Source organism: Lujinxingia vulgaris (genome assembly GCF_007997015.1).
Lineage (GTDB): Bacteria > Myxococcota_A > Bradymonadia > Bradymonadales > Bradymonadaceae > Lujinxingia > Lujinxingia vulgaris.
Map to the genome: position 1 here is coordinate 86,598 of NZ_VOSM01000001.1, position 17,467 is coordinate 104,064.

Sequence of the window (17,467 nt, forward strand, 5' to 3'; positions counted from 1 at the left end):
CTGGGCTGAAAGGGGGCGTTGATGAAGGGTGTGGCTGCCCTTCCGGAAGTTTCTGTGTCGTGCTTAGTGTTAGACCCCAAGGTGGGGTGTATGCAAGTAGTGGACGCAAAGGGAAGCGCCAGCGCTATGAGAAGGGTCGACATCCAGGAGCGACAATGAGTGACGAACGTGAGCCAAAAGCGAAGTTTGAGATTGAGCGCAGCGAAGAAGAGTGGCGTGAGATTCTGGGTGATGAGGCCTACCGGGTGACTCGCCAGTGCGGCACCGAGCCGCCTTTTAGCGGGAAGTATTACAACCATAAGGGCGACGGCGTGTACGCGTGCGTGGCCTGCGGCGCGGCGCTCTTTGACTCAAACACCAAGTACGACTCGGGCAGCGGCTGGCCGAGTTTTTATGACGCGATCGACGCGCAGCGGGTGATGACACGCCAGGATCGCTCGCACGGGATGGTCCGCACCGAGATATTATGCGCGAGCTGTGGGGCGCACCTGGGCCACGTCTTCCCCGATGGGCCGGCGCCGACGGGCATGCGTTTTTGTGTGAACTCGGCGGCGCTCAACTTTGAGCCGCGAGAGGAGGGCTGATGGAGGCGCCGCTGATGCGGGGGCAGTCGCGCGCGGATCGTCGGGCGCGCTACCGGGAGGTCGCCGAGCGCCTGCACGCGCTGCTCGACGGGGAGCGCGATGAGGTTGCGATGCTGGCCACGGTGGTCTGTGAGCTGCACCACGCCTTTGAGGACTTTGATTGGACAGGGTTTTACCGGGTGACCTCGCCAGGTTTACTCAAGGTTGGGCCTTACCAGGGGGGGCACGGCTGTCTGACGATTCCCTTTGAGCGCGGGGTGTGCGGGAGGGCGGCGCGCACCGCGCAGGTGCAGCTGGTGGAGGATGTGCTGGCCGATGAGGCGCATATTGCGTGTTCGGCCACGACGCGCTCGGAGATCGTGGTGCCGGTGTGCCTGGCCGATGGCGAGGTGGTGGCGGTGCTCGATGTGGATTCGGACCGGCCGGCGGCTTTTGATGAGGTCGATGCGGCGGAGCTCGGCGCGATCTGCGCGATGCTCGGCGCTCGCCTGGGTGGATCATGCGCGGTGCGAGCGCCCGGGAGCTAAGGTTGCCGGAGGGCATTGAGGGGCGTCGCGTGGGAGCATCGGGTGCGCTAGAGTGGGGGCATTGTCTGGCTTAACGATGCGAGGTGAGTTTTGGGGATTCTGGATCTGCACGTCGACTCGATCATTCAGCAGCGCCTTTTCGGCTACGATCTGCGAAAGAAGCATCGCCGGGGCATTGGCGGTCAGCCCCTGTTCTGGCATGCGGACATCCCGCGGATGATCGAGGCCGGCTACAGCGGGGCGTGTCTGGGGGTGCATTACTGGCCGGTGGAGCGTGAGGGGGGCTGGCGCGAGTTAAAGAAACAAATCGCCTACCTCGACGCGCTCAGTGAGGCCGATGAGCGGGTGGAGCGGGTGTGGGGAGCCGGAGGATGGGCCGCCACTGAGGAGGGGGCGGGGCGTCTGGGGCTTGGGCCGGGCGTAGAGGGGGCTCACATGCTCAACGGGAAGATCGAGCGTGTGAGGGAGCTCGCTGAGTATGGCGTGGGGTATCTGACTCTGACCCACTTTTCAGCCAACTCGGCGGCGACGCCCTCGATGGGGCGAGGGGCCAATGAGCGCGACGGGCTCACCGCCTTTGGTCGCAGGCTGGTGGAGGAGCTTAATCGCTACGGGGTGGTTGTGGATCTGGCGCACGTGAACAACCCCTGCGTGCTCGACGCGTGTGCGGTGAGCCAGGCGCCGGTGATGTGCACGCATACCGGCGCGAAGGGGGTGTTTGAACATCCGCGCAACATCAGCGACCGGGCCATCGATGCGATCGCCAAGACCGGCGGGGTGATGGGAGTGATCTTTGCGCCGCGCTATTTGAGCGGGCGCTGGCGGGCGACAAGCGAGGTGGCGCTCGACCACCTCGACTACTTTGTAAAACGGGTCGGGGTGGAGCATGTCGCGCTGGGATCGGATTACGACGGATGGCTGCCCACGATCCTGGCCGATCACCATGACTGCCGCGACATTCAGACGATGATCGAGGGGATGCGCCAGCGCGGGTACAGCGATGAGGCGATCGCGAAGATCAGCGAGGGCAACGCCCGGAGGGTCTTTGGTGAAGTCGCCCGGCGGGCCAGTGAGGCGCCGGTCCGTGAGATGTCGGCCAGTGAGGCGCCGGGGGGCTGAGCGTGCCGCCCCGGCCGGACGTTGGAAAGCGCCTCAGCGCAGGCGCGCGGCGGCGTCTTCGATGCGCTGGCGGGCGATGGGGTTGGGTTCTTGCTCAATGGCGATGTCGAGGATCTTGAAGGCCTCGTCGCTGTTGAGGCGCCCGAGCGCGGCGGCCGCGCTGATGCGCACCTGCACGTTTTCATGCTCCAGCACAAAAGGCGTGAGCGGGCCGACGGCGCGCTCGCCAAAGCTGTTGGCCAGCAGCGGAAGCAGCGTGTGGAGCAGGCTCTCATCGGTCTGCGGGTCGTTGAGCAGGCCTGTGAGGTACTCAAAGGTGGCGTCGTCTGCCCAGTAGCCCAGCGCGATGAGCGCGCGCTCGCGGTGGAAGGCAAACGCGCTCTCGTCGCGGGCGATACGCTCGACAAACACGCGGGCGCGCGGAGTCAGGCCCAGAAGTTGTTTGAGCGTGGGAGCGCGGTGATGCTGGGAGAGGAGCATCACGACTGCCTCCTCGATGTGGGCGTCGCTGTCGGCTTTGGCGTCGTCGCTGACGCCGGGGGCGGTGGTGTTGGAGGGCTGCGCTGCGGGCTCAGCGCTGGCGCCGGTGGCCAGAAGGCTGAGCAGGGTCAGTGCGATCAGAAAGAGTTTCATGGTGCCTCATTAAGTGCGGATGCGTCGGCGAAAGCAGGACATGCTGGTACGGGTGAGGATGCTTATTTGACCAGCGGGTTGACGCCGATGGCGTGGGCCTGGTCCGGGGTGACGCCGAAGTTGCCCGGGTTGGCCACGGGGAACATCAGGTTGCCCCAGTCAGGGCAGCCCTCGGGAAAGTCTTGGTCAGTACAGCGCGGGGTGTCGTCGAGAGGATCGAAGTGACGCATCGTTGTCTCGGTGGTGTGAAAGAGCCCCAGGAAGTGGCCGAGCTCGTGGGCGACGATGTTGGCGGTGAAGGCGTTGCCGTCAAAGCGGCTTCCACCGCGGCCGATGTATTCGCCGGTGAGCGCCACGCCGCTGATACCGGAGCCGTGGAGGGCCGGCGCGCCCGGGATGCCCATGGAGATGCCCAGGGTGCCGGCGGAGTCGGTGAAGCTGAATTTTTGCACCAGGATCAGGTTGGCACTGAGCATGCTGTCGGCGTCGGTGCCCGGCGCCTCGGTGAGCATCGCCAGGCGAGCCACGTCGGACTCGCTGCGCACGACGCTGTAGGCTTCTTCGGCCTCCTCCGAGACCGAGAAGAAGCGCACCTGCCCCAGGGAGACGTCGGCCTGGTTGTAGATGGACTCCACGGTGGCCAGGATCTCCTGCATGTCGTCGTGGTTGGCGGCGGTGTTGGCGTTGAGGCCCAGGTAGCTCAAGCCGACCAGGTAGATGTTCAGGTCGATCTCGGTGCCGCGGGTGGGGCGCTCAAGCAGGTAGTGGCAGACCTCAGCGTCGTCGGTGCTCAGGCGGTAGGTGTGGGCGCCCTCGCGGATCTTTCCAATGTCGTCGGGGACGGCCGGGAAGATGGTGGGGTTGATAAACCCGAAGAGCTGGGAGCCGGTGGCCTGGAAGCCGTTTTCCTGACGAAGGTTAAAGGAAGTGCCATCGAGATCGGAGGTGACTGAGCTGGGGTAGAGGCGGCGTCCCGAGGAGACGAAGGGCACCACCGTGTAGGAGTGCAGATCGTCGGAGACGTCAAACGCCAGGTCGGCCCGGCCTTCCGGCGCGGGGGTGCAGGTGACGTCGAAGGGGAAGTCCTCGCCGGTGCCCTCAAAGGGAGGCGCGGGGTTGGGTGCGCAGTAGCCTTCCGTCTGGGAGTGGCCCTGGCAGACGTAACCGTCGCGGCATTCGTCGTTGGAGGTGCAGAGGCGCACGCAGAAGTTGGAGCCGCGGCCGGGGTGCAGACAGGCGTTGTTTTCGCCGTCGCCCTCGCAATCGACGCGTGTCTCGCAATTAAGCGTGGTGCAGTAGCCACCGGGCCAGTCGGGATCGGGGGCGCAGAACCCGCTGCGGCAGTTGGCGTCGCTTTCGCAGGCTTCGCCGTCGACGCTGCCCGTCTCGGTGATGACCTCATCGGCGTCGTTATCGCCGGCGTCGGAGTCCGGATTGGAGGTGTCCGGGACGGGATCCTCAATGATGATGATCGGCTGCTCCGGGGTCGGCTCGGTCGATTGAGAACAGGCGGCCGAGAGGGCCACAAGGCCAGGGGCCAGGAGAAGCACGAGGGGAGAGAGACGCATCAAGAACTCACAGCAGGAAGGTACAGGGCCCTCCTGATGAGGGCCTATGAGTCGGACAATGTAGGGAAAGCGGGGGTAAATTCCAAGAAGGGGGCAAGTAACGGTTGGTGCGAGGTGGTCGTGGCGCGCCGATTTCAGTGGGGCTGAGAGGTGATGTCGATACCCACCGCAGCGGCGCAGGCCGGCGGGGCTTCGGGTGAAGGAGAGACCTCGTAATGCACGCGCCAGGCCTCATCGCTGCGAAGTCCGAGGTGATCGAGCCAGGGGAAGATCTCCTGATCGACGGTGTGGTAGTAGATCGCCGCGAGCTGGGAGGGCTGCAGGGTGCCCAGGTTTCCGGCCTCGGTGTCGACGCTGATCTCCTGTCCGGCGAGTCGGTCGAGGGTCTGGGGACCGGCATCAAAGAGGCGCTCGTAGGCAAAAAGAAGGGAGGGGGTGCGGGCGCGGGCCTGGCGGGCGACCTTTGGCTGGTGGGAGGCGATCATCCAGTCAAGGAGGGTGCGCGAGGCGGCGATAACTTCAGTGAGGCTGCGCTCGATGGTCTCGCACAGGCTGATGATGGCCTTGTCGGAGCTGACGGCGCTCAGTCCCAGGTAGGTGGCGCGGGAGAGGGTGAGGTTGAAGGCGAAGAGCTCGACGCCGGTGTCGAAGATCGCCTCGGGCGTTGGCGAGACGGCCGTGGAGTGGTCCTGGGCCTCGGCCGGGGAGGCCCCCAGGGACTCGCAGATATGCAGGGTGAGGTAGAGGTGGCGGTTGAGCTCATCGAGGCAGAAGATCGCCGGACTGAGCGCGGCGGCCGGAGCATCACTGAGGCTGATGGCGGCCAGCCATCCGATGATCTGCTCGACGCTCTGGCGGGTGGCGGCGGCGCGCCGGGTCCATTGCTGCCTGGCGAGCACGCGTTGTTCGGGCCGCACCAGCGGGTGATCGGGGCGCGGGGTGGGCCACTCATGGTCGTCTTCGAGGAGCGCGCGGTGAAGTTGAAAGAGGGCGTCGGAGGTGGCGTGGCGCCTGGTCATGCCTGTGCTCTCGGTATGGGGTGCGATCAGAAGAGGCGGTCGTTGACGAGGGCCATCGCGCCATGCCAGCGTGGCGCGCAGCAGGGCCGCAGCAGTCGGCCGCACATAAGCGCTGGCGTGCGTTCCGGAGAAGTTGCTCACCGGGCGCAGCAGGGCAAGCCATGGCGAGCGGGTGATGGGCACCGAGATCGAGCGAAAATTTCTGGTGGGCGATGAGAGCTGGCGCGCGCATATTCGGCGCAGCCAACCGATGGCGCAGGGCTATCTGGCGTCGTCGCCGGAGACGACGGTGCGGGTGCGGGTGGCCGGCGATGCGGCGTTTTTGACGTTGAAGGGCCCGGTCAAAGACCTGGCGCGTGCGGAGTTTGAGTATGAAGTCCCGGTGGAAGAAGCCCGCGAGATGCTCGCGCTCTTCTGTGAGGGGCATCGGCTGGAGAAGGTCCGCCATGAGGTTGAGGTTGGCGCGCATCTCTGGGAGATCGATGAGTTCACCGGTGAGAACCAGGGGCTGATCGTGGCCGAAGTTGAGCTGCAGATCGCCGATGAGGCCTTTGAGCGGCCGGTGTGGCTGGGGGCTGAGGTCTCCGGGATGCCGCGTTATTATAACTCGCAGCTGGTCGTGCGCCCTTTTGCGCGCTGGAGTGAGGCCGAGCAGCGCGGTGAGCGTTAGTTTCGAGAGTCAGCAAGGCAGGTTCAGGCCGCTATGGCGAGCTGAGCCTGGTGAGAATGGATAAGGTAACAGGCAGCGATCCTCGATCGCGGAGGTAGTGATGGCAGTAGTGGGACGAGTGGGGGCGACGCCGCCCGATCTGACGCGGGTGCGGCCCTACGGAGACACGCTGGACGATGGCCAGGTGCAGACGAGCTTTACGCTGCCGGTGCCGTGCGGGGAGGAGGCGCGGGAAGCCGCCCGGATGGTCGCGCGTAAGATGGGGCTCGAAGATCCGCAGGTCTACCACATGCAGGATCTCGGCGAGGGCTACACCTACTTTCTGGTGTACGGGCGATTTACCGAGGCGATCGACTTTACGCAGATTCAGGTGGCGAAGGTCGAGAGTGAGCGCATGGATTTTTATGCGATCAACGCCTTCATCAAAGAGCAGATCGGTCGGAAGGTGACGGTGCTGGGCGCCTGCACCGGCACCGACGCGCATTCGGTGGGCATTGACGCGATCATGAATATGAAGGGCTACAACGGGGAGTATGGCCTGGAGCGCTACCCGATGATCAACGCGTACAACCTGGGGATGCAGGTCCGAAACGAAGATCTGATCGCGCACGCCGTCGAGAAGCAGGCCGATGCGCTGCTGGTCAGCCAGGTCGTCACCCAGAAGGACGTGCACATCAAGAACCTGGCCGAGCTCATCGATATGCTGGAGGCCGAGGGATTGCGCCAGAAGATGGTCGTGGTCTGCGGCGGGCCGCGCATCTCCCATGAGCTTGCGCTGGAGCTGGGCTACGACGCGGGCTTCGGGGCAGGGACGACCGCGCCGGATGTGGCGAGTTATTTTGTGCAGGAGATCGTGGCGCGCGGGCTGGCCTGAGGGTCGTTGGCGAGTGCGAGACAAAAAAAGAGCCGCCCCGGGCATGCCGGGGCGGCTCTTTTTTTAAGGTGCGTGAGGCTTAGAGGGCCTTGCGCCGCCCGCTCTTCTCGAGGAAGCCCTCGGGGAGCTCGGTGCCGCGCAGCGCCACCTCGACGTAGTAGCAGTTTTTGGCGTCGACGTCGGTGATCGTGGTGGCGTCGACGATGAGCTCACGCAGGGTGACGTGCGACCAGTCGCCGCCGTCGATGGAGACGTTCTGCCAGCGGCCGCCTTTGAAGGTGACGCGCTCCATCATCCAGCCCTGGGCGGCCAGGCCTTCGAGTTCACATTCGTTGAGGCGGCAGTCGGTCCACTCGTTGTCGCCGATGACGACCTGGTCGAAGGAGCAGCGGCTCAAGGTGCTGGCGTCGAGCGCCCAGCCCTCGTAGCTGCCGCCTTCGAAGTGGCAGTGCAGCAGGGTGACGCCATCGAAGAAGGCGCCGTCTAAGATGGCGTCTTTGAAGCGCACCTCGCTGAGCGTGCAGTTCTCAAAGGCGCAGTTGGTCAGGTCGAGCTCCGAGAAGTCGAAGCCGGTGAGCGTGAGCTCGCGGAAGGTCTGGCCTTCGAGGGAGATAGTCGAAGATGCGTCGCGCTCCTGACGGGAGCGCAGCTCGCTGTGGAAGGCCTGGGGGTTTGCTCTTCGGATCAGGGACGCCAGGTTATCGGACATAAAAGGGGCCTCAAGCGGGGGAGACTGCCGAGTCGAGAAAGGACACAGGGACGGGAGGTTTGTGGGCGTCGCGAAGACGGGCGGCAACTTAGGCACAAGCGCGGTGGGGCGCAAGCCCCGTGTGTGAGGTTCGTCGCCAGCAGCGGCCGGGGTGCCATCATGGTCGATGAGGCGGTCGGTCTTTTGGGGCTGCGTTGGACTCTGTGCTAAGGTGCGCGCCGAAACCCGGTGGTAAAGTACTGCGAGAGTGGCAGGAGGATCGATGCGCGGTAGTCGAGTGTGGGTTGGCGGGGTGGTCGGGGGGCTGATGCTCGTCTGGAGCATGCAGGCCTGGGGGCAGCAGGATGCCAGCGCCGGCGTCTATTATGGCGATGGGCTCCGCAACCTGGCCGAGGGGCGCTACGCGGAGGCGCTTGTGGATCTGCACCGGGCCTATGGCATCGCCGGTGAGCCGGAGATGTTGGAGGCGATTGTGGGCGCCTACGATACGATCGGGTTATGCGATGCGGCCATGCGTCAACGCGACTTCTACGGGATACGTCACGGGCAGGCGTCGGCCCCTGAATTGAAGCGTTGTCTGCGGGTTGGTCAGGTCGAACCGATCTGTGAAGGTGAGGGAGGGCGCGTGGTGGTCGACGCGACGTTTGAAGTGGCGTGCGGCCAGCGCGTGATCCTGGCCGAGGGTCGCTACCGGCTGGAGCACCCCGATGGTGGGGAGAGGGTTGAGGTGGAGGTTGAGGCGGGGAGCGTGCAGCGGGTGGAGCTTGAGGAGCCGCTCCCGGTCAAAGGGGCGGTGGCCCGGCTGCGCGGCCCGGGGCTTTTTGGCACCGATGTGCAGCGCTTGCAGCCCGGCGCGCCGGCCTACACGGTGTATCAGTCAGCCGACGGGCTTTATCAGATCTGGGTGCGACCGGCCGCCGCGGCGCGGCGGTATGAGGCGGTGCCGCGGGTGGAGATCGTCTGCCCCGATGATGCTGGTGAGGAGGTGGATGCGGGGTGCGTCTGGCTGAGAGAGCTGCGCCGGCGCTCCGGGTACACCGACAACCCCACCCGTCTTGAGGTTGTGGTGCCCCGGGTGCACTAGCGCGACGGGCCGATCAGCGCTGCGTTATTGGGCGGGACGAGGTTCGCTCAAATCGAACTTCGGCCATGGAGGGCTCATCGGCCGAGAGCAGCTCAGTCAGGGCGAAGTCGCGCGGGCCCAGATCACCGTGGGTCGGAGCGCCGGCGCCGTCGAGGTGGACCAGGCGAACCTGCAGGCGCTCATTGCGGCGCAGGCTCTCGGCGCGCGCGAAGTAGCGGATGGCCGAGGCGACCACCGCCGGGGTGCCCGGCCCCAGGCCTACAGCGAGCAGGTTGAGGGGATCGTTGATGGTCATGGCCAGCAGGGCGTTGAACTCATCGAGGGCGGGGCGAGTGGCGTCCCAGCGGAGCACATCGTCGGGACGGCGGGCGGGGAAGGGCTCGGCGACGATGGCGGCGATGGGGCCGTGGTCAGCGCGCAGAGCATCGAGAAAGTCCATGGTGGGGAAGAGGCGCTCCAGGTCGTAGTCGGCGCTGCGCAGGGCGACCCCGCGCTCGGCCATACGCCTGGCGAGCTGGGTGGAGACGCCGGGGCGGTTGAGCACGGCCACGGGTAGCTCATGGGCGATCGCCAGGCGTTCGACGGCCGTGGCGAGCACGGCACCGGGGCCGGGCACGTAGATCAGGGGGGCGCCGGTATCGTCGAGCCAGGGGGCCGGGGTGGCGCGGTTGGCAAAAGGCTCCCAGCGCACCTCGCGGCGCCCCGCGGGGCCGAGCGCCACCGGGGAGCGCTCGCCGCCCTCGAAGAGCTCACTGGCGAGATGTTGAGCGATGGTGCGGGTATCAAGCCCCTCGGCGTTGAGATCGATGACCTTGATGTTGGCCGCGCGGTGGCGGTGTCGCAGCGCGCGGGCCAGGCCTACGGTCGCGCCATAGGGGGCGACGACCGGATCGAAGGGCTCCAGGCCGAAGGCGCCGGCGGAGTCGAGCACGGCCACAAAGCCCGCGCCCGGCTGCATCAGCCGGGTGGTGAAACGCTCGGCGGTGATCAGGGCATCTTCGACCACGCTCATCGCATCGTCGAGATGGGCCGGGGCGCGCAGGCTTCCCAGAAAGATGACGACGTCAGTGGGCCCGTTGAGCTCGGGGCGGCGGCCCTCGACGCGGGCGCGCACGCCGCGGGCGTTGAGCAGCTCGGCCAGAATGGGGGCCACGCCGAAGCCATCGTTGGTGATCAGGGCGCGCTGGCCGCGCTTGAGCGCGGGCAGCGCCTGGCCGGGGGCTTCGACTGGCGAGAGCGTCGGGGAGGTGATGTGGCGCGCCACCGACGTGCCCGCGGTTGGAGCGGGCGCCGTGGGCAAGGGCGGGATCGAGGTGCGGGCCGGGAGCTCGGCGTCGGAGAGCTCGCCGCTGGTGGGGCGTACTGCGACGCGCGGGGAATGCGCCGCCGGAGCGACGACTTCTGAGGAGGCCTCCTCTGCCGGAGGTTCGGGTTCGGCGCTCGCCACAGCGGTCTGCTGCGGAGCGTCGGGCGTTTGCGCGCTGGCGAACTGGCGGATGGTATCCACCAGCTCGGCGTGCGATTTGAGCACCTCGCTCAGCGCGCGCTGGCTGGCCGCGGCCGCCTCCAGGTAATCGGTGTGGGCCGCCTCCAGACGCTCTTGCGAACGCTCCAGACGCTCAACGAGTCGGGGCCAGGGGAGCTGGTCTTTGGAACGGGGGTCACTCATAGGTCTCGTCGCTTGCGTTCGGTTCGTCGCTACGGTATGAACTCTCGGCTTTCCGGGCCGCAAAATCTTCGCGCACATGCGCTGCGTGGTCAGGCCCCGCAGACAAGTAAAGATCGAACGCGAAAAAATCCAACCTCTCTCGGTTTGAAACTATCATGCAAACCTTATTGCTCGTCATCCACGTTATTGTCAGCTTCGTTATTGTCGTCACGATCTTGCTCCAGTCGGGCAAGGGCGGCGGCATGGGTTCCGGTTTTGGAGGTGCCGCGGCGGTCGGCCAGCAGATCTTCGGCGGGCGAGGCGCGGCGACCTTTCTGGGCAAGCTAACCGTGGCGCTGGGCGCGACCTTCTTTGTGACGAGTATGGCGCTGGCCTGGTACTCCAGCCGTCCGCAGTCGGCGCTGGACCTGAGCCAGACCGCCGGTGAGACGCCGCAGTCGCAGGTCGAGCAGATCATCGAAGAAGGCGGCAGCGGTTCGGCGCCGGCTCCTGCTCCGGCCAATGAGGCTCCGGTGGAGCTCAACGTGGAGTCGCCCGAAGAGGCGGCCCCGGCTCCGGCCGAAGAGGCTCCCGCCGAGGAAGCTCCGGCCCCGGCCGAGATCGCGCCGACCCCGGCAGAAGAAGCTCCGTAAGCATCAGGCGATCGCGATCGCCATGAGGCATCGACTCGAGGCCACAGCCGACGACGCGAACGCGCCGCTGCGGCTGTGGCCTCGATGTGTTTTGGCGCTTAGCTTTTTGCGCCCGACTCCACCCGACCTGTGAGGAAACCTGTGAAGCGTCCCGAACTTCTCAACGCGATTGATGCTCATTTTGAACGCCCGGCCGATGCGCTCGGCCAGGAGGCCCGTGCCGACTTTGAGGCCTTTCTCAAACTTCTCGAAGAGGGCAGCGTGCGCGCGGCCTACCCGTCGGAGGCGGGCTGGGTGGTGGAGCCTTCGGTGAAGCGCGGCATTCTGCTGGGGTTTCGGCTGGGGCAGAATGTGGAGATGGGCGGGACCGATCTTCAGTTCAGCGATAAAGACACCTATCCGGCCCAACACCTGCCGGTGGTGGAGCGGGGCATTCGCGTGGTGCCGGGCGGAAGTTCGGTGCGGCGGGGAGCCTATATTGGCGAGCGCGTCACGATGATGCCGCCGGCCTTTGTGAACGTGGGGGCCTATGTGGGGGCGCAGTCGATGGTGGACAGCCACGCGCTGGTGGGGAGCTGCGCGCAGATTGGCCAGCGGGTGCACCTCTCGGCCGGCGCGCAGGTAGGCGGGGTGCTCGAGCCCATCGGTCAGACGCCGGTGATCATCGAAGACGACGCGCTGATCGGTGGCAACACCGGCCTCTATGAGGGGGTGCAGGTGGGCAAGGGGGCTGTGATCGGGGCGGGATGCGTGATCACAGCGAGCACGCCGGTCTTTGACCTTGTGCGCGAGGAGGTCTACCGGGCCACGGCCGATGCGCCCCTGAAGATCCCGGCCGGCGCGGTGGTGATCCCGGGCAGCCGCCCGGCGCGTGGCGAGTTTGCGAAGACGCACGGACTGCATATGGCCACACTGTTGATCATCAAGTACCGCGACGATCGCACCGACGCGAGTGTTGCGCTTGAGGAGCTCTTGCGATGAGCGAGCGCCGGCCGCTGAGTCCTTCGGCGCGGGCGGGGGCGATTGAGCCCACGCTGATCCGCGCGCTGCGCGCCGGGATGGGGCCGGAGACGATCGACTTCGGGCTGGGGCAGACCGATCTTTCGGTGAGCGAGGCGGCCGCGCGCGGAGCTTCGGCTGCGCTGACGCAGGGCGCGCGCGCGCCCTATACGCCCAACGCCGGGTTGAGCGAGGCGCGCGCGGCGGTGGCCGCGCATGTGGGCTGTGCGCCGGCCGAGGTGATGCTCACCTGCGGGGTGCAGGAGGCCCTGGCGGTGAGCCTTCTGGGGCTTGTGGAGCCGGGCGACGAGGTGCTGGTGCCGGACCCCGGGTTTCCGGCCTACGCCAATCTTGTGCGCGCCTGCGGCGCGACCCCTGTGGCCTACCCGCTGAGCCCTCCTGCGGCATCTGGAGAGCCCTGGGCCCTTGATCTGGAGGCGATCGCCGAGCGCATCGGACCCTCAAGCCGGCTCATCCTCCTTAACAACCCCTCCAACCCTACCGGGACGCTGCACTCCGCCGACGAGTTGCGCGGGCTGGCCGAGCTCATTGTGCGCCACGACCTGGCGTGGCTCGAAGACGCCATCTACGAAGACTACCACTGGTCGGGAGTGTTCGAGACGCTCGGCTCGTTGGAGTCGATGCAGGCCCGCGGTGTGCGCGTGAGCGGTCTCTCCAAAAGCCATCACCTGATGGGGTGGCGGATAGGCTGGATGGTCGCTCCGGCGGATCTCATCGTCGCGCTCACGCCTCTGCACCAGCATCTGGTGACGTGTGCGCCACTGCCCGCGCAGCTGGCGCTGATCGAGGCCCTCAAAACCCATGATGAGGCGATGGCGCAGGCCCGCGCGGTCTTTGCCGAGCGTCGCGAGACGGTGCAGCGCCTCCTGGGCCCGGTCGAGGGGCTGGGGCTGAGCGCGATGCAGGGCGCGTTTTACGCCTTTGTGAATGTGCGCCCCTGGCTGTCGTGTTTTGGGAGCACGCGGGAGCTGGCCGAGGCGCTGCTCAGGGAGCAGGATGTGCTGGTGATCCCGGGTGAGGGTTTTGGTCAGGGCGGCGCGGGCTTTTTACGCATCGCCTACACCTGTGGCGAGCCTCAGCTCAGCGAGGGGCTGACTCGTCTGGTGAGGTTTTTAGAGACGCATCGGTCCTGAGCGGCGCACGTTGCCCCGGGCCATGAACATAGCGAGCAATCAGGAGCAGAGACCATGAGTGAAGAGACGCCACAGCCGAGCATCGACACCACCGAAGGGGCACGCGCCACGTTGTGGGAGGAGCGTTTTGAGGCGCAGATCAACACCTTCTTTGATGAGGCCATCGCCCGGGTGCCGGGCTTTGTCGATCGCAACCTCAAGAGTTTTCGGCGAGTGATGGGGCGCAGCCTGGGGCCACGCACGGGCATGGCTGATCTCTTCATCTCGGCGCGCAACATGGTCGCCGGAGTCTCGAAGACGGTCGGTGGGCCGGACTTCTCGACGTCGACCTTTACCGACGATCAGCTCAGCGAGGCGTTTGAGCGTGAGGTCGTCAGCTCGGCGGAGCTGGAGAGCCTGCTGGGGCGTCTCTTCTCGGAGTTTGAAGAGGAGCAGTGGCGGCGTTTTCGCAAGGGGCATGGCGAGGGTAAGGCCAGCGCCGAAGAGATCCAGGAGCTGCGCGGGCGTCTCGGTGAGATGATGGAGCATGAGATCGCCCACGACCCGCTGCTGGCGCAGGCGATTCGCTCCGGCGTGCGCCTGGGACTTCCGGCGACGCTGGGATATGTGCTCTTCGGCCGCACGACCTTTTTGATGGGCGTCGGCGAGGTGGGCGAAGGCTACTCGGGTCACCTCGATGTGTACCGGCGCGCGCTGGGTAAGCTCGGCGGCATGGAACTCCCGGGCTGGATGGGTGCGGTGGGTGTGGCCGGCGGCCTGATGGGCACGCTCGCCATTGGCGGGCTTGTGGAGTACGCCATCAATAGCGTGCGCGACATCAAGGGCTACTACATCCGCCAGATCAACGCGGCGCGCTACGTGTTGCTCTACGGCGAAGATCCGGAGCAGCCTGAAGGCCAGGGCCTTCTGCATGTGGTGCGCGGGCTGGAGCGTCAGTTTGAGCGTCTGCCTCAGCTCACCCACGAGATGCTCGATCGCGCCGAAAAGACCGTCGCGGCGCTGACTTCCGGGGGCGCTCCCGAGGCGATGGTGGGCTCAGACGGGGCGGCCTCCGCGCTGCCCCCGGCCGGCGAATCGGGGCAGGAGCCGGGTTGATGAAAAATGTCGCTCAAGCGGCTTGACGCCTCTGTGGGATTGGGTTAGTTAACCCTCCAGCGGGGCCGTAGCTCAGCTGGGAGAGCGCTAGAATCGCACTCTAGAGGTCGTGGGTTCGATCCCCATCGGCTCCACTCGCTAAAGACCCGCGTCACTTCAAGGTGACGCGGGTTTTTTTTTATGTTTTTTGGCCGGGGCTAAAACGGCACATCGTCTCGCAGAGCTCGCAGCAGGTCTCACCTGGCTCAATGTTGGAGTGCGTGTCGGGGATCTGGCCGGGGAGACGGTAATCATTCGGTGGGCTCGGGTTTTGCGATGCGCTGCGGCGCGGGCTGATCCGCGCCGCGGACGCCCTCAAGAAGCCAGGGGTCGAGGGTGGCGTCGGGCTGCGAGCTGGCGATCACCGAGACATCGCCGGTGGTCTCCAGCACCACCGCTTTGACCTGCGCCAGATCCAGGACACCGGCGGAGCGTAACTTCGAGCGCAGATCGTCGAGGGTGAGCAGTGAGGTGCGCATGTTCTCGTGGAGCACCTCCCCGTTGTGGACCAGGATGATGGGCTCGTTGTCGATCAGTGGCGAGAGGTTAAAGCGGCGGCGAAGCCCGGCGGTCAGCGTCTGCAGCACGAAGATGCTGGCCATGCCGACGAGCGCCTGCATCACCGGCGGATCTTTGGTGACCAGTGAGCTGCTGATGAGCGAGCCGATGGCCACGGTCAGCGCGAAGTCGAAGGCCGAGAGCTTTGAAAAGCTGCGCAACCCCCCCCAGCGTGTAAAGATGATCACGGCGATAAAGAGCGCGGTCGCCGAGATCGGTACCATGGCGATGTCGGAGAGCGGCGCGACGATCCAGTCGACTTGCATGTCCTGCCCCCTGCGGTGGTCGGTGGGATGATGAGTTGGGTTGAGGCTGACGCTGTGCGAACTTCACGCCCCTGAGCGGGCGCGTGTGTGCCCGGTCGGGACGAAGGTGTCAGGGTCGTGTAGAGAGCTTAAGGGCGCGCTGTGGTAGTCAACATCGAGGAGGTTGATGACGGCTGCCATCGAGAGAGTTACGGAGCTGAAACGAGGTCGCTTTGAGTGACGACAGCTATGCGGTCGACCCGGAGGCCGCCAATATTCGCGAGCGGCGATTTGAGGTGGACTCGAACTTCGAGGGGTGGCGGCTGGACCAGTTTCTGGCCAACCGCATCCCGCGCATCTCGCGCTCGTTTGCGAGCAAAATTATTCGGGACGGGGACCTGACGATCATGCCGCCCAGGCGTGCCAAAGCGTCGATGCGGCTGCTGCTGGGCGATGTGGTGGTCCTGCGTGAGCATCTGGAGCCGGAGGAGGTTCAGGATGAGGAGGCTGGCATCCTCTATGAGGACGAGGTGATGCTCGTGCTCAATAAGCCGGCCGGGATGCTCGTGCATGAGAGCGCCAGCGTGCGCCTGAACACGATGACGCATTACCTGCAGCGCCAGGGGTATGTGGACGCCGAGCCGGTGCACAGGCTGGACCGGGAGACGAGCGGGGCGCTGGTGTGCGCGCGGGAGCATCGGTGGGTGGCGCCGCTGCGTGGCGTGTTTGCCACGGATCATCCCGAGAAGATCTATCGAGTGCTCGTCGAAGATCCGCGCGGGATGTGGACGCCGGGGCGAGTGCAGACGCTTGATACGCCGCTGGGGCCCTGCCCGTTGAGCCGGCTGTCCATCAAGGTGGGGGAGGGGGATCTGCGGGCGGTGACGCATGTGCGCGCGCTAAGCCGGCATGTGTATCGAGGTTACGCACTCAGCGACCTTGAGGTGCGTATTGAGACGGGACGCCAGCATCAGATTCGCGCGCATCTGGCGATGGACGGCACCCCGGTGGCCGGTGACAAACTCTACAGCCGCGATGACGCCTTCTTTATGGCGATCTGCGATGCGCCCGATGATGTCTCGTTGTTGGCGCAGCTTCCCTTTGAGCGGCAGGCGTTGCACGCCTGGAAGATCGCACTCAAGAACCCGAAAACCGGCGCGCTCCTGAAGGTGGAGGCGCCGGTTCCGAAGATGTGGTTCGAGGTGGCGTAAGTCGCCTGGGGCCGAACTTAAAGAGGTCGGGGGCCCTCTTCGATGGAGACGACGGTCGTGCCGCCGGTCTCATCGTGCTGCACAATCAGCGAGACGTGGTGGCCGTCGCGCTCGAAGTTGAGCAGTTCCCCGCTCATCGAAGCGAGTTGGGGGACATGTCGGGCGTACTCGTCGAGAAGTTCCGTGGACTTGGAGAGCTTCCACCCACGGTTGACCATCGCGGAGCGATAGAACCGCTCCACCGAGGTCGGCGCGCCGTTGGTTCTGTAGAGGTTGACGACGTAGGGCTCGCCGGGGTCATTGCCGGCGAGACGGCTGACGCGCTCACAACCGGCACAGGCAGGCACACTCAGGTCGGGGCGAGCACCGGGAGCGTCGGGATCGCGAATCAGGCGAGGGTCAAAGCCGTCAGCAGCCCAGGATGCGGTGACCGTAGAGCCGCCCGTGTCGAGGTTACGGCGCGCTTCGATCATGCGGTAGGAACGCATGTTGTCTTCGATGTCGAGGCCGCCTTTGGGGGAGAGGGGCCAGGTGTCGATCATATCGACGACATCATCGGATTCAGAGCGAGGGACGATCGAGCCCATGGTCACCATCTCGTCGGAGACATGAAGCGGAACAACCTCGCCGTTGAGCATGGCGTGGTTCTGCTCGGCATAGTCCGACTCTTGCAGCGCGTCGACGTAGGTGTTGGGGTTGCTATCCATATCCAGCCGCATCAGCGGTTCGGTGTAGACTTTGGAGTTGACGCCGACGGCGTGGAAGCGCTCCTGGTAGTACTCTAGGAGCTCGGTGGGGCTGAGCTCGGAGTCGCCCGCGGCAAAGAAAACTTCGTTGCCGTTGTAGTCGTAGGAGCGAGGCTTAAGCCCGGACTCGGCGATGACGCGCTCGAAGTTACGCTGTTCAGCTCTGGGACCGCTCAAAAAGTCGGTGAGGTCGGCCTCGGCCTCTTTCACCTCGCCGGGGGAGGATGAGACGAGCACCGTGGCGCCGATGGCCGCGATCGCCGCTCCGCTGACTCCGAGTTTAAGCAGCACGCGTAGTGTGGATGGGATCTTCATAGGTTGCTCCTCAAGAG

General features: G+C 65.7%; 18 protein-coding genes and 1 tRNA gene. 12 read left to right on the forward strand and 7 right to left on the reverse strand.

The genetic code is table 11. The annotated features are described in order from the left end of the window. Positions 1–155: 155 nt before the first annotated feature. The 3 genes from msrB (at position 156) to FRC98_RS00355 (ending at position 2,230) form a co-directional block, all read left to right on the forward strand. Positions 156–584 carry a peptide-methionine (R)-S-oxide reductase MsrB gene (gene msrB / locus FRC98_RS00345; protein WP_146979326.1) on the forward strand — a complete coding sequence of 143 codons (429 nt, stop codon included), beginning with the start codon at positions 156–158 and terminating at the stop codon, positions 582–584. Beyond that, positions 584–1,111 (forward strand): free L-methionine (R)-S-oxide reductase MsrC, encoded by a 528-nt coding sequence (gene msrC / locus FRC98_RS00350; protein WP_230467125.1) that lies wholly within the window; start codon positions 584–586, stop codon positions 1,109–1,111. The genes msrB and msrC overlap by 1 nt, the downstream gene beginning before the upstream one ends. 90 nt (positions 1,112–1,201) lie before the next feature. Then, on the forward strand, positions 1,202–2,230 hold the full coding sequence (locus tag FRC98_RS00355; RefSeq protein WP_146979327.1) for a dipeptidase: 1,029 nt from the start codon (positions 1,202–1,204) through the stop codon (positions 2,228–2,230). 33 nt (positions 2,231–2,263) lie between these two features. On the opposite strand, the gene FRC98_RS00360 is transcribed toward FRC98_RS00355, so the two are convergent. The 3 genes from FRC98_RS00360 to FRC98_RS00370 all read right to left on the reverse strand — a co-directional run bounded on the left by FRC98_RS00360 (position 2,264) and on the right by FRC98_RS00370 (position 5,450). Next, positions 2,264–2,863: a HEAT repeat domain-containing protein gene (locus FRC98_RS00360; RefSeq protein ID WP_146979328.1), complete on the reverse strand. Its 600-nt coding sequence runs from the start codon at positions 2,861–2,863 to the stop codon at positions 2,264–2,266. 62 nt (positions 2,864–2,925) lie between these two features. After that, on the reverse strand, positions 2,926–4,431 hold the full coding sequence (locus tag FRC98_RS00365) for a hypothetical protein (protein ID WP_146979329.1): 1,506 nt from the start codon (positions 4,429–4,431) through the stop codon (positions 2,926–2,928). Positions 4,432–4,565: 134 nt separating this feature from the next. Beyond that, complete coding sequence (locus FRC98_RS00370) at positions 4,566–5,450, reverse strand: hypothetical protein (protein WP_146979330.1); 885 nt, start codon at positions 5,448–5,450, stop codon at positions 4,566–4,568. Positions 5,451–5,625: 175 nt separating this feature from the next. On the opposite strand from FRC98_RS00370, the gene FRC98_RS00375 reads away from it, so the two are divergent. Further along, positions 5,626–6,120, forward strand: a complete 495-nt coding sequence (locus FRC98_RS00375) for a CYTH domain-containing protein (protein ID WP_146979331.1) — start codon at positions 5,626–5,628, stop codon at positions 6,118–6,120. Between the two features lie 100 nt (positions 6,121–6,220). Continuing rightward, on the forward strand, positions 6,221–6,994 hold the full coding sequence (gene kamE / locus FRC98_RS00380; protein ID WP_146979332.1) for a lysine 5,6-aminomutase subunit beta: 774 nt from the start codon (positions 6,221–6,223) through the stop codon (positions 6,992–6,994). Positions 6,995–7,073: 79 nt separating this feature from the next. Here the strand turns inward: kamE and FRC98_RS00385 are convergent, their stop codons facing one another. Next, positions 7,074–7,703, reverse strand: a complete 630-nt coding sequence (locus FRC98_RS00385) for a pentapeptide repeat-containing protein (RefSeq protein WP_230467126.1) — start codon at positions 7,701–7,703, stop codon at positions 7,074–7,076. A gap of 262 nt (positions 7,704–7,965) precedes the next feature. Between FRC98_RS00385 and FRC98_RS00390 the strand changes: the two genes are divergently transcribed. Beyond that, positions 7,966–8,787: a hypothetical protein gene (locus FRC98_RS00390; protein WP_146979334.1), complete on the forward strand. Its 822-nt coding sequence runs from the start codon at positions 7,966–7,968 to the stop codon at positions 8,785–8,787. A gap of 13 nt (positions 8,788–8,800) precedes the next feature. Here FRC98_RS00390 and FRC98_RS00395 read toward each other — a convergent pair whose 3' ends face one another. Beyond that, complete coding sequence (locus tag FRC98_RS00395; RefSeq protein ID WP_146979335.1) at positions 8,801–10,456, reverse strand: hypothetical protein; 1,656 nt, start codon at positions 10,454–10,456, stop codon at positions 8,801–8,803. 155 nt (positions 10,457–10,611) lie between these two features. Here FRC98_RS00395 and secG point away from each other — a divergent pair, with 155 nt between their 5' ends. From secG to FRC98_RS00420, 5 genes are all read left to right on the forward strand, one after another. Further along, complete coding sequence (gene secG, locus FRC98_RS00400; protein ID WP_146979336.1) at positions 10,612–11,088, forward strand: preprotein translocase subunit SecG; 477 nt, start codon at positions 10,612–10,614, stop codon at positions 11,086–11,088. A gap of 141 nt (positions 11,089–11,229) precedes the next feature. After that, complete coding sequence (locus tag FRC98_RS00405) at positions 11,230–12,069, forward strand: 2,3,4,5-tetrahydropyridine-2,6-dicarboxylate N-succinyltransferase (RefSeq protein ID WP_146979337.1); 840 nt, start codon at positions 11,230–11,232, stop codon at positions 12,067–12,069. Then, complete coding sequence (locus tag FRC98_RS00410; RefSeq protein WP_146979338.1) at positions 12,066–13,241, forward strand: pyridoxal phosphate-dependent aminotransferase; 1,176 nt, start codon at positions 12,066–12,068, stop codon at positions 13,239–13,241. The genes FRC98_RS00405 and FRC98_RS00410 overlap by 4 nt, the downstream gene beginning before the upstream one ends. Before the next feature lie 54 nt (positions 13,242–13,295). Continuing rightward, positions 13,296–14,336, forward strand: coding sequence for a hypothetical protein (locus FRC98_RS00415; protein ID WP_146979339.1), 1,041 nt, complete (start codon positions 13,296–13,298; stop codon positions 14,334–14,336). Positions 14,337–14,397: 61 nt separating this feature from the next. Continuing rightward, positions 14,398–14,470 (forward strand) — tRNA-Ala (locus tag FRC98_RS00420). Positions 14,471–14,626: 156 nt separating this feature from the next. On the opposite strand, the gene FRC98_RS00425 is transcribed toward FRC98_RS00420, so the two are convergent. Further along, the gene (locus FRC98_RS00425; protein WP_230467127.1) at positions 14,627–15,199 is read right to left on the reverse strand and encodes a DUF421 domain-containing protein; all 573 of its coding nucleotides are present in this window, start codon (positions 15,197–15,199) and stop codon (positions 14,627–14,629) included. 212 nt (positions 15,200–15,411) lie between these two features. Between FRC98_RS00425 and FRC98_RS00430 the strand changes: the two genes are divergently transcribed. Continuing rightward, complete coding sequence (locus tag FRC98_RS00430; protein ID WP_146979340.1) at positions 15,412–16,389, forward strand: pseudouridine synthase; 978 nt, start codon at positions 15,412–15,414, stop codon at positions 16,387–16,389. Positions 16,390–16,406: 17 nt separating this feature from the next. Here FRC98_RS00430 and FRC98_RS00435 read toward each other — a convergent pair whose 3' ends face one another. Then, positions 16,407–17,450, reverse strand: coding sequence for a hypothetical protein (locus FRC98_RS00435; protein ID WP_146979341.1), 1,044 nt, complete (start codon positions 17,448–17,450; stop codon positions 16,407–16,409). Positions 17,451–17,467: the final 17 nt, after the last annotated feature.

Coding starts and splice junctions, on each gene's coding strand:
- msrB (WP_146979326.1), top strand. CDS start 156: ATGAGTGACGAACGTGAGCCAAAAGCGAAGTTTGAGATTGAGCGCAGC.
- msrC (WP_230467125.1), top strand. CDS start 584: ATGGAGGCGCCGCTGATGCGGGGGCAGTCGCGCGCGGATCGTCGGGCG.
- FRC98_RS00360 (WP_146979328.1), bottom strand. CDS start 2,863: ATGAAACTCTTTCTGATCGCACTGACCCTGCTCAGCCTTCTGGCCACC.
- FRC98_RS00365 (WP_146979329.1), bottom strand. CDS start 4,431: ATGCGTCTCTCTCCCCTCGTGCTTCTCCTGGCCCCTGGCCTTGTGGCC.
- FRC98_RS00370 (WP_146979330.1), bottom strand. CDS start 5,450: ATGACCAGGCGCCACGCCACCTCCGACGCCCTCTTTCAACTTCACCGC.
- FRC98_RS00375 (WP_146979331.1), top strand. CDS start 5,626: ATGGGCACCGAGATCGAGCGAAAATTTCTGGTGGGCGATGAGAGCTGG.
- kamE (WP_146979332.1), top strand. CDS start 6,221: ATGGCAGTAGTGGGACGAGTGGGGGCGACGCCGCCCGATCTGACGCGG.
- FRC98_RS00385 (WP_230467126.1), bottom strand. CDS start 7,703: ATGTCCGATAACCTGGCGTCCCTGATCCGAAGAGCAAACCCCCAGGCC.
- FRC98_RS00390 (WP_146979334.1), top strand. CDS start 7,966: ATGCGCGGTAGTCGAGTGTGGGTTGGCGGGGTGGTCGGGGGGCTGATG.
- FRC98_RS00395 (WP_146979335.1), bottom strand. CDS start 10,456: ATGAGTGACCCCCGTTCCAAAGACCAGCTCCCCTGGCCCCGACTCGTT.
- secG (WP_146979336.1), top strand. CDS start 10,612: ATGCAAACCTTATTGCTCGTCATCCACGTTATTGTCAGCTTCGTTATT.
- FRC98_RS00410 (WP_146979338.1), top strand. CDS start 12,066: ATGAGCGAGCGCCGGCCGCTGAGTCCTTCGGCGCGGGCGGGGGCGATT.
- FRC98_RS00415 (WP_146979339.1), top strand. CDS start 13,296: ATGAGTGAAGAGACGCCACAGCCGAGCATCGACACCACCGAAGGGGCA.
- FRC98_RS00425 (WP_230467127.1), bottom strand. CDS start 15,199: ATGCAAGTCGACTGGATCGTCGCGCCGCTCTCCGACATCGCCATGGTA.
- FRC98_RS00435 (WP_146979341.1), bottom strand. CDS start 17,450: ATGAAGATCCCATCCACACTACGCGTGCTGCTTAAACTCGGAGTCAGC.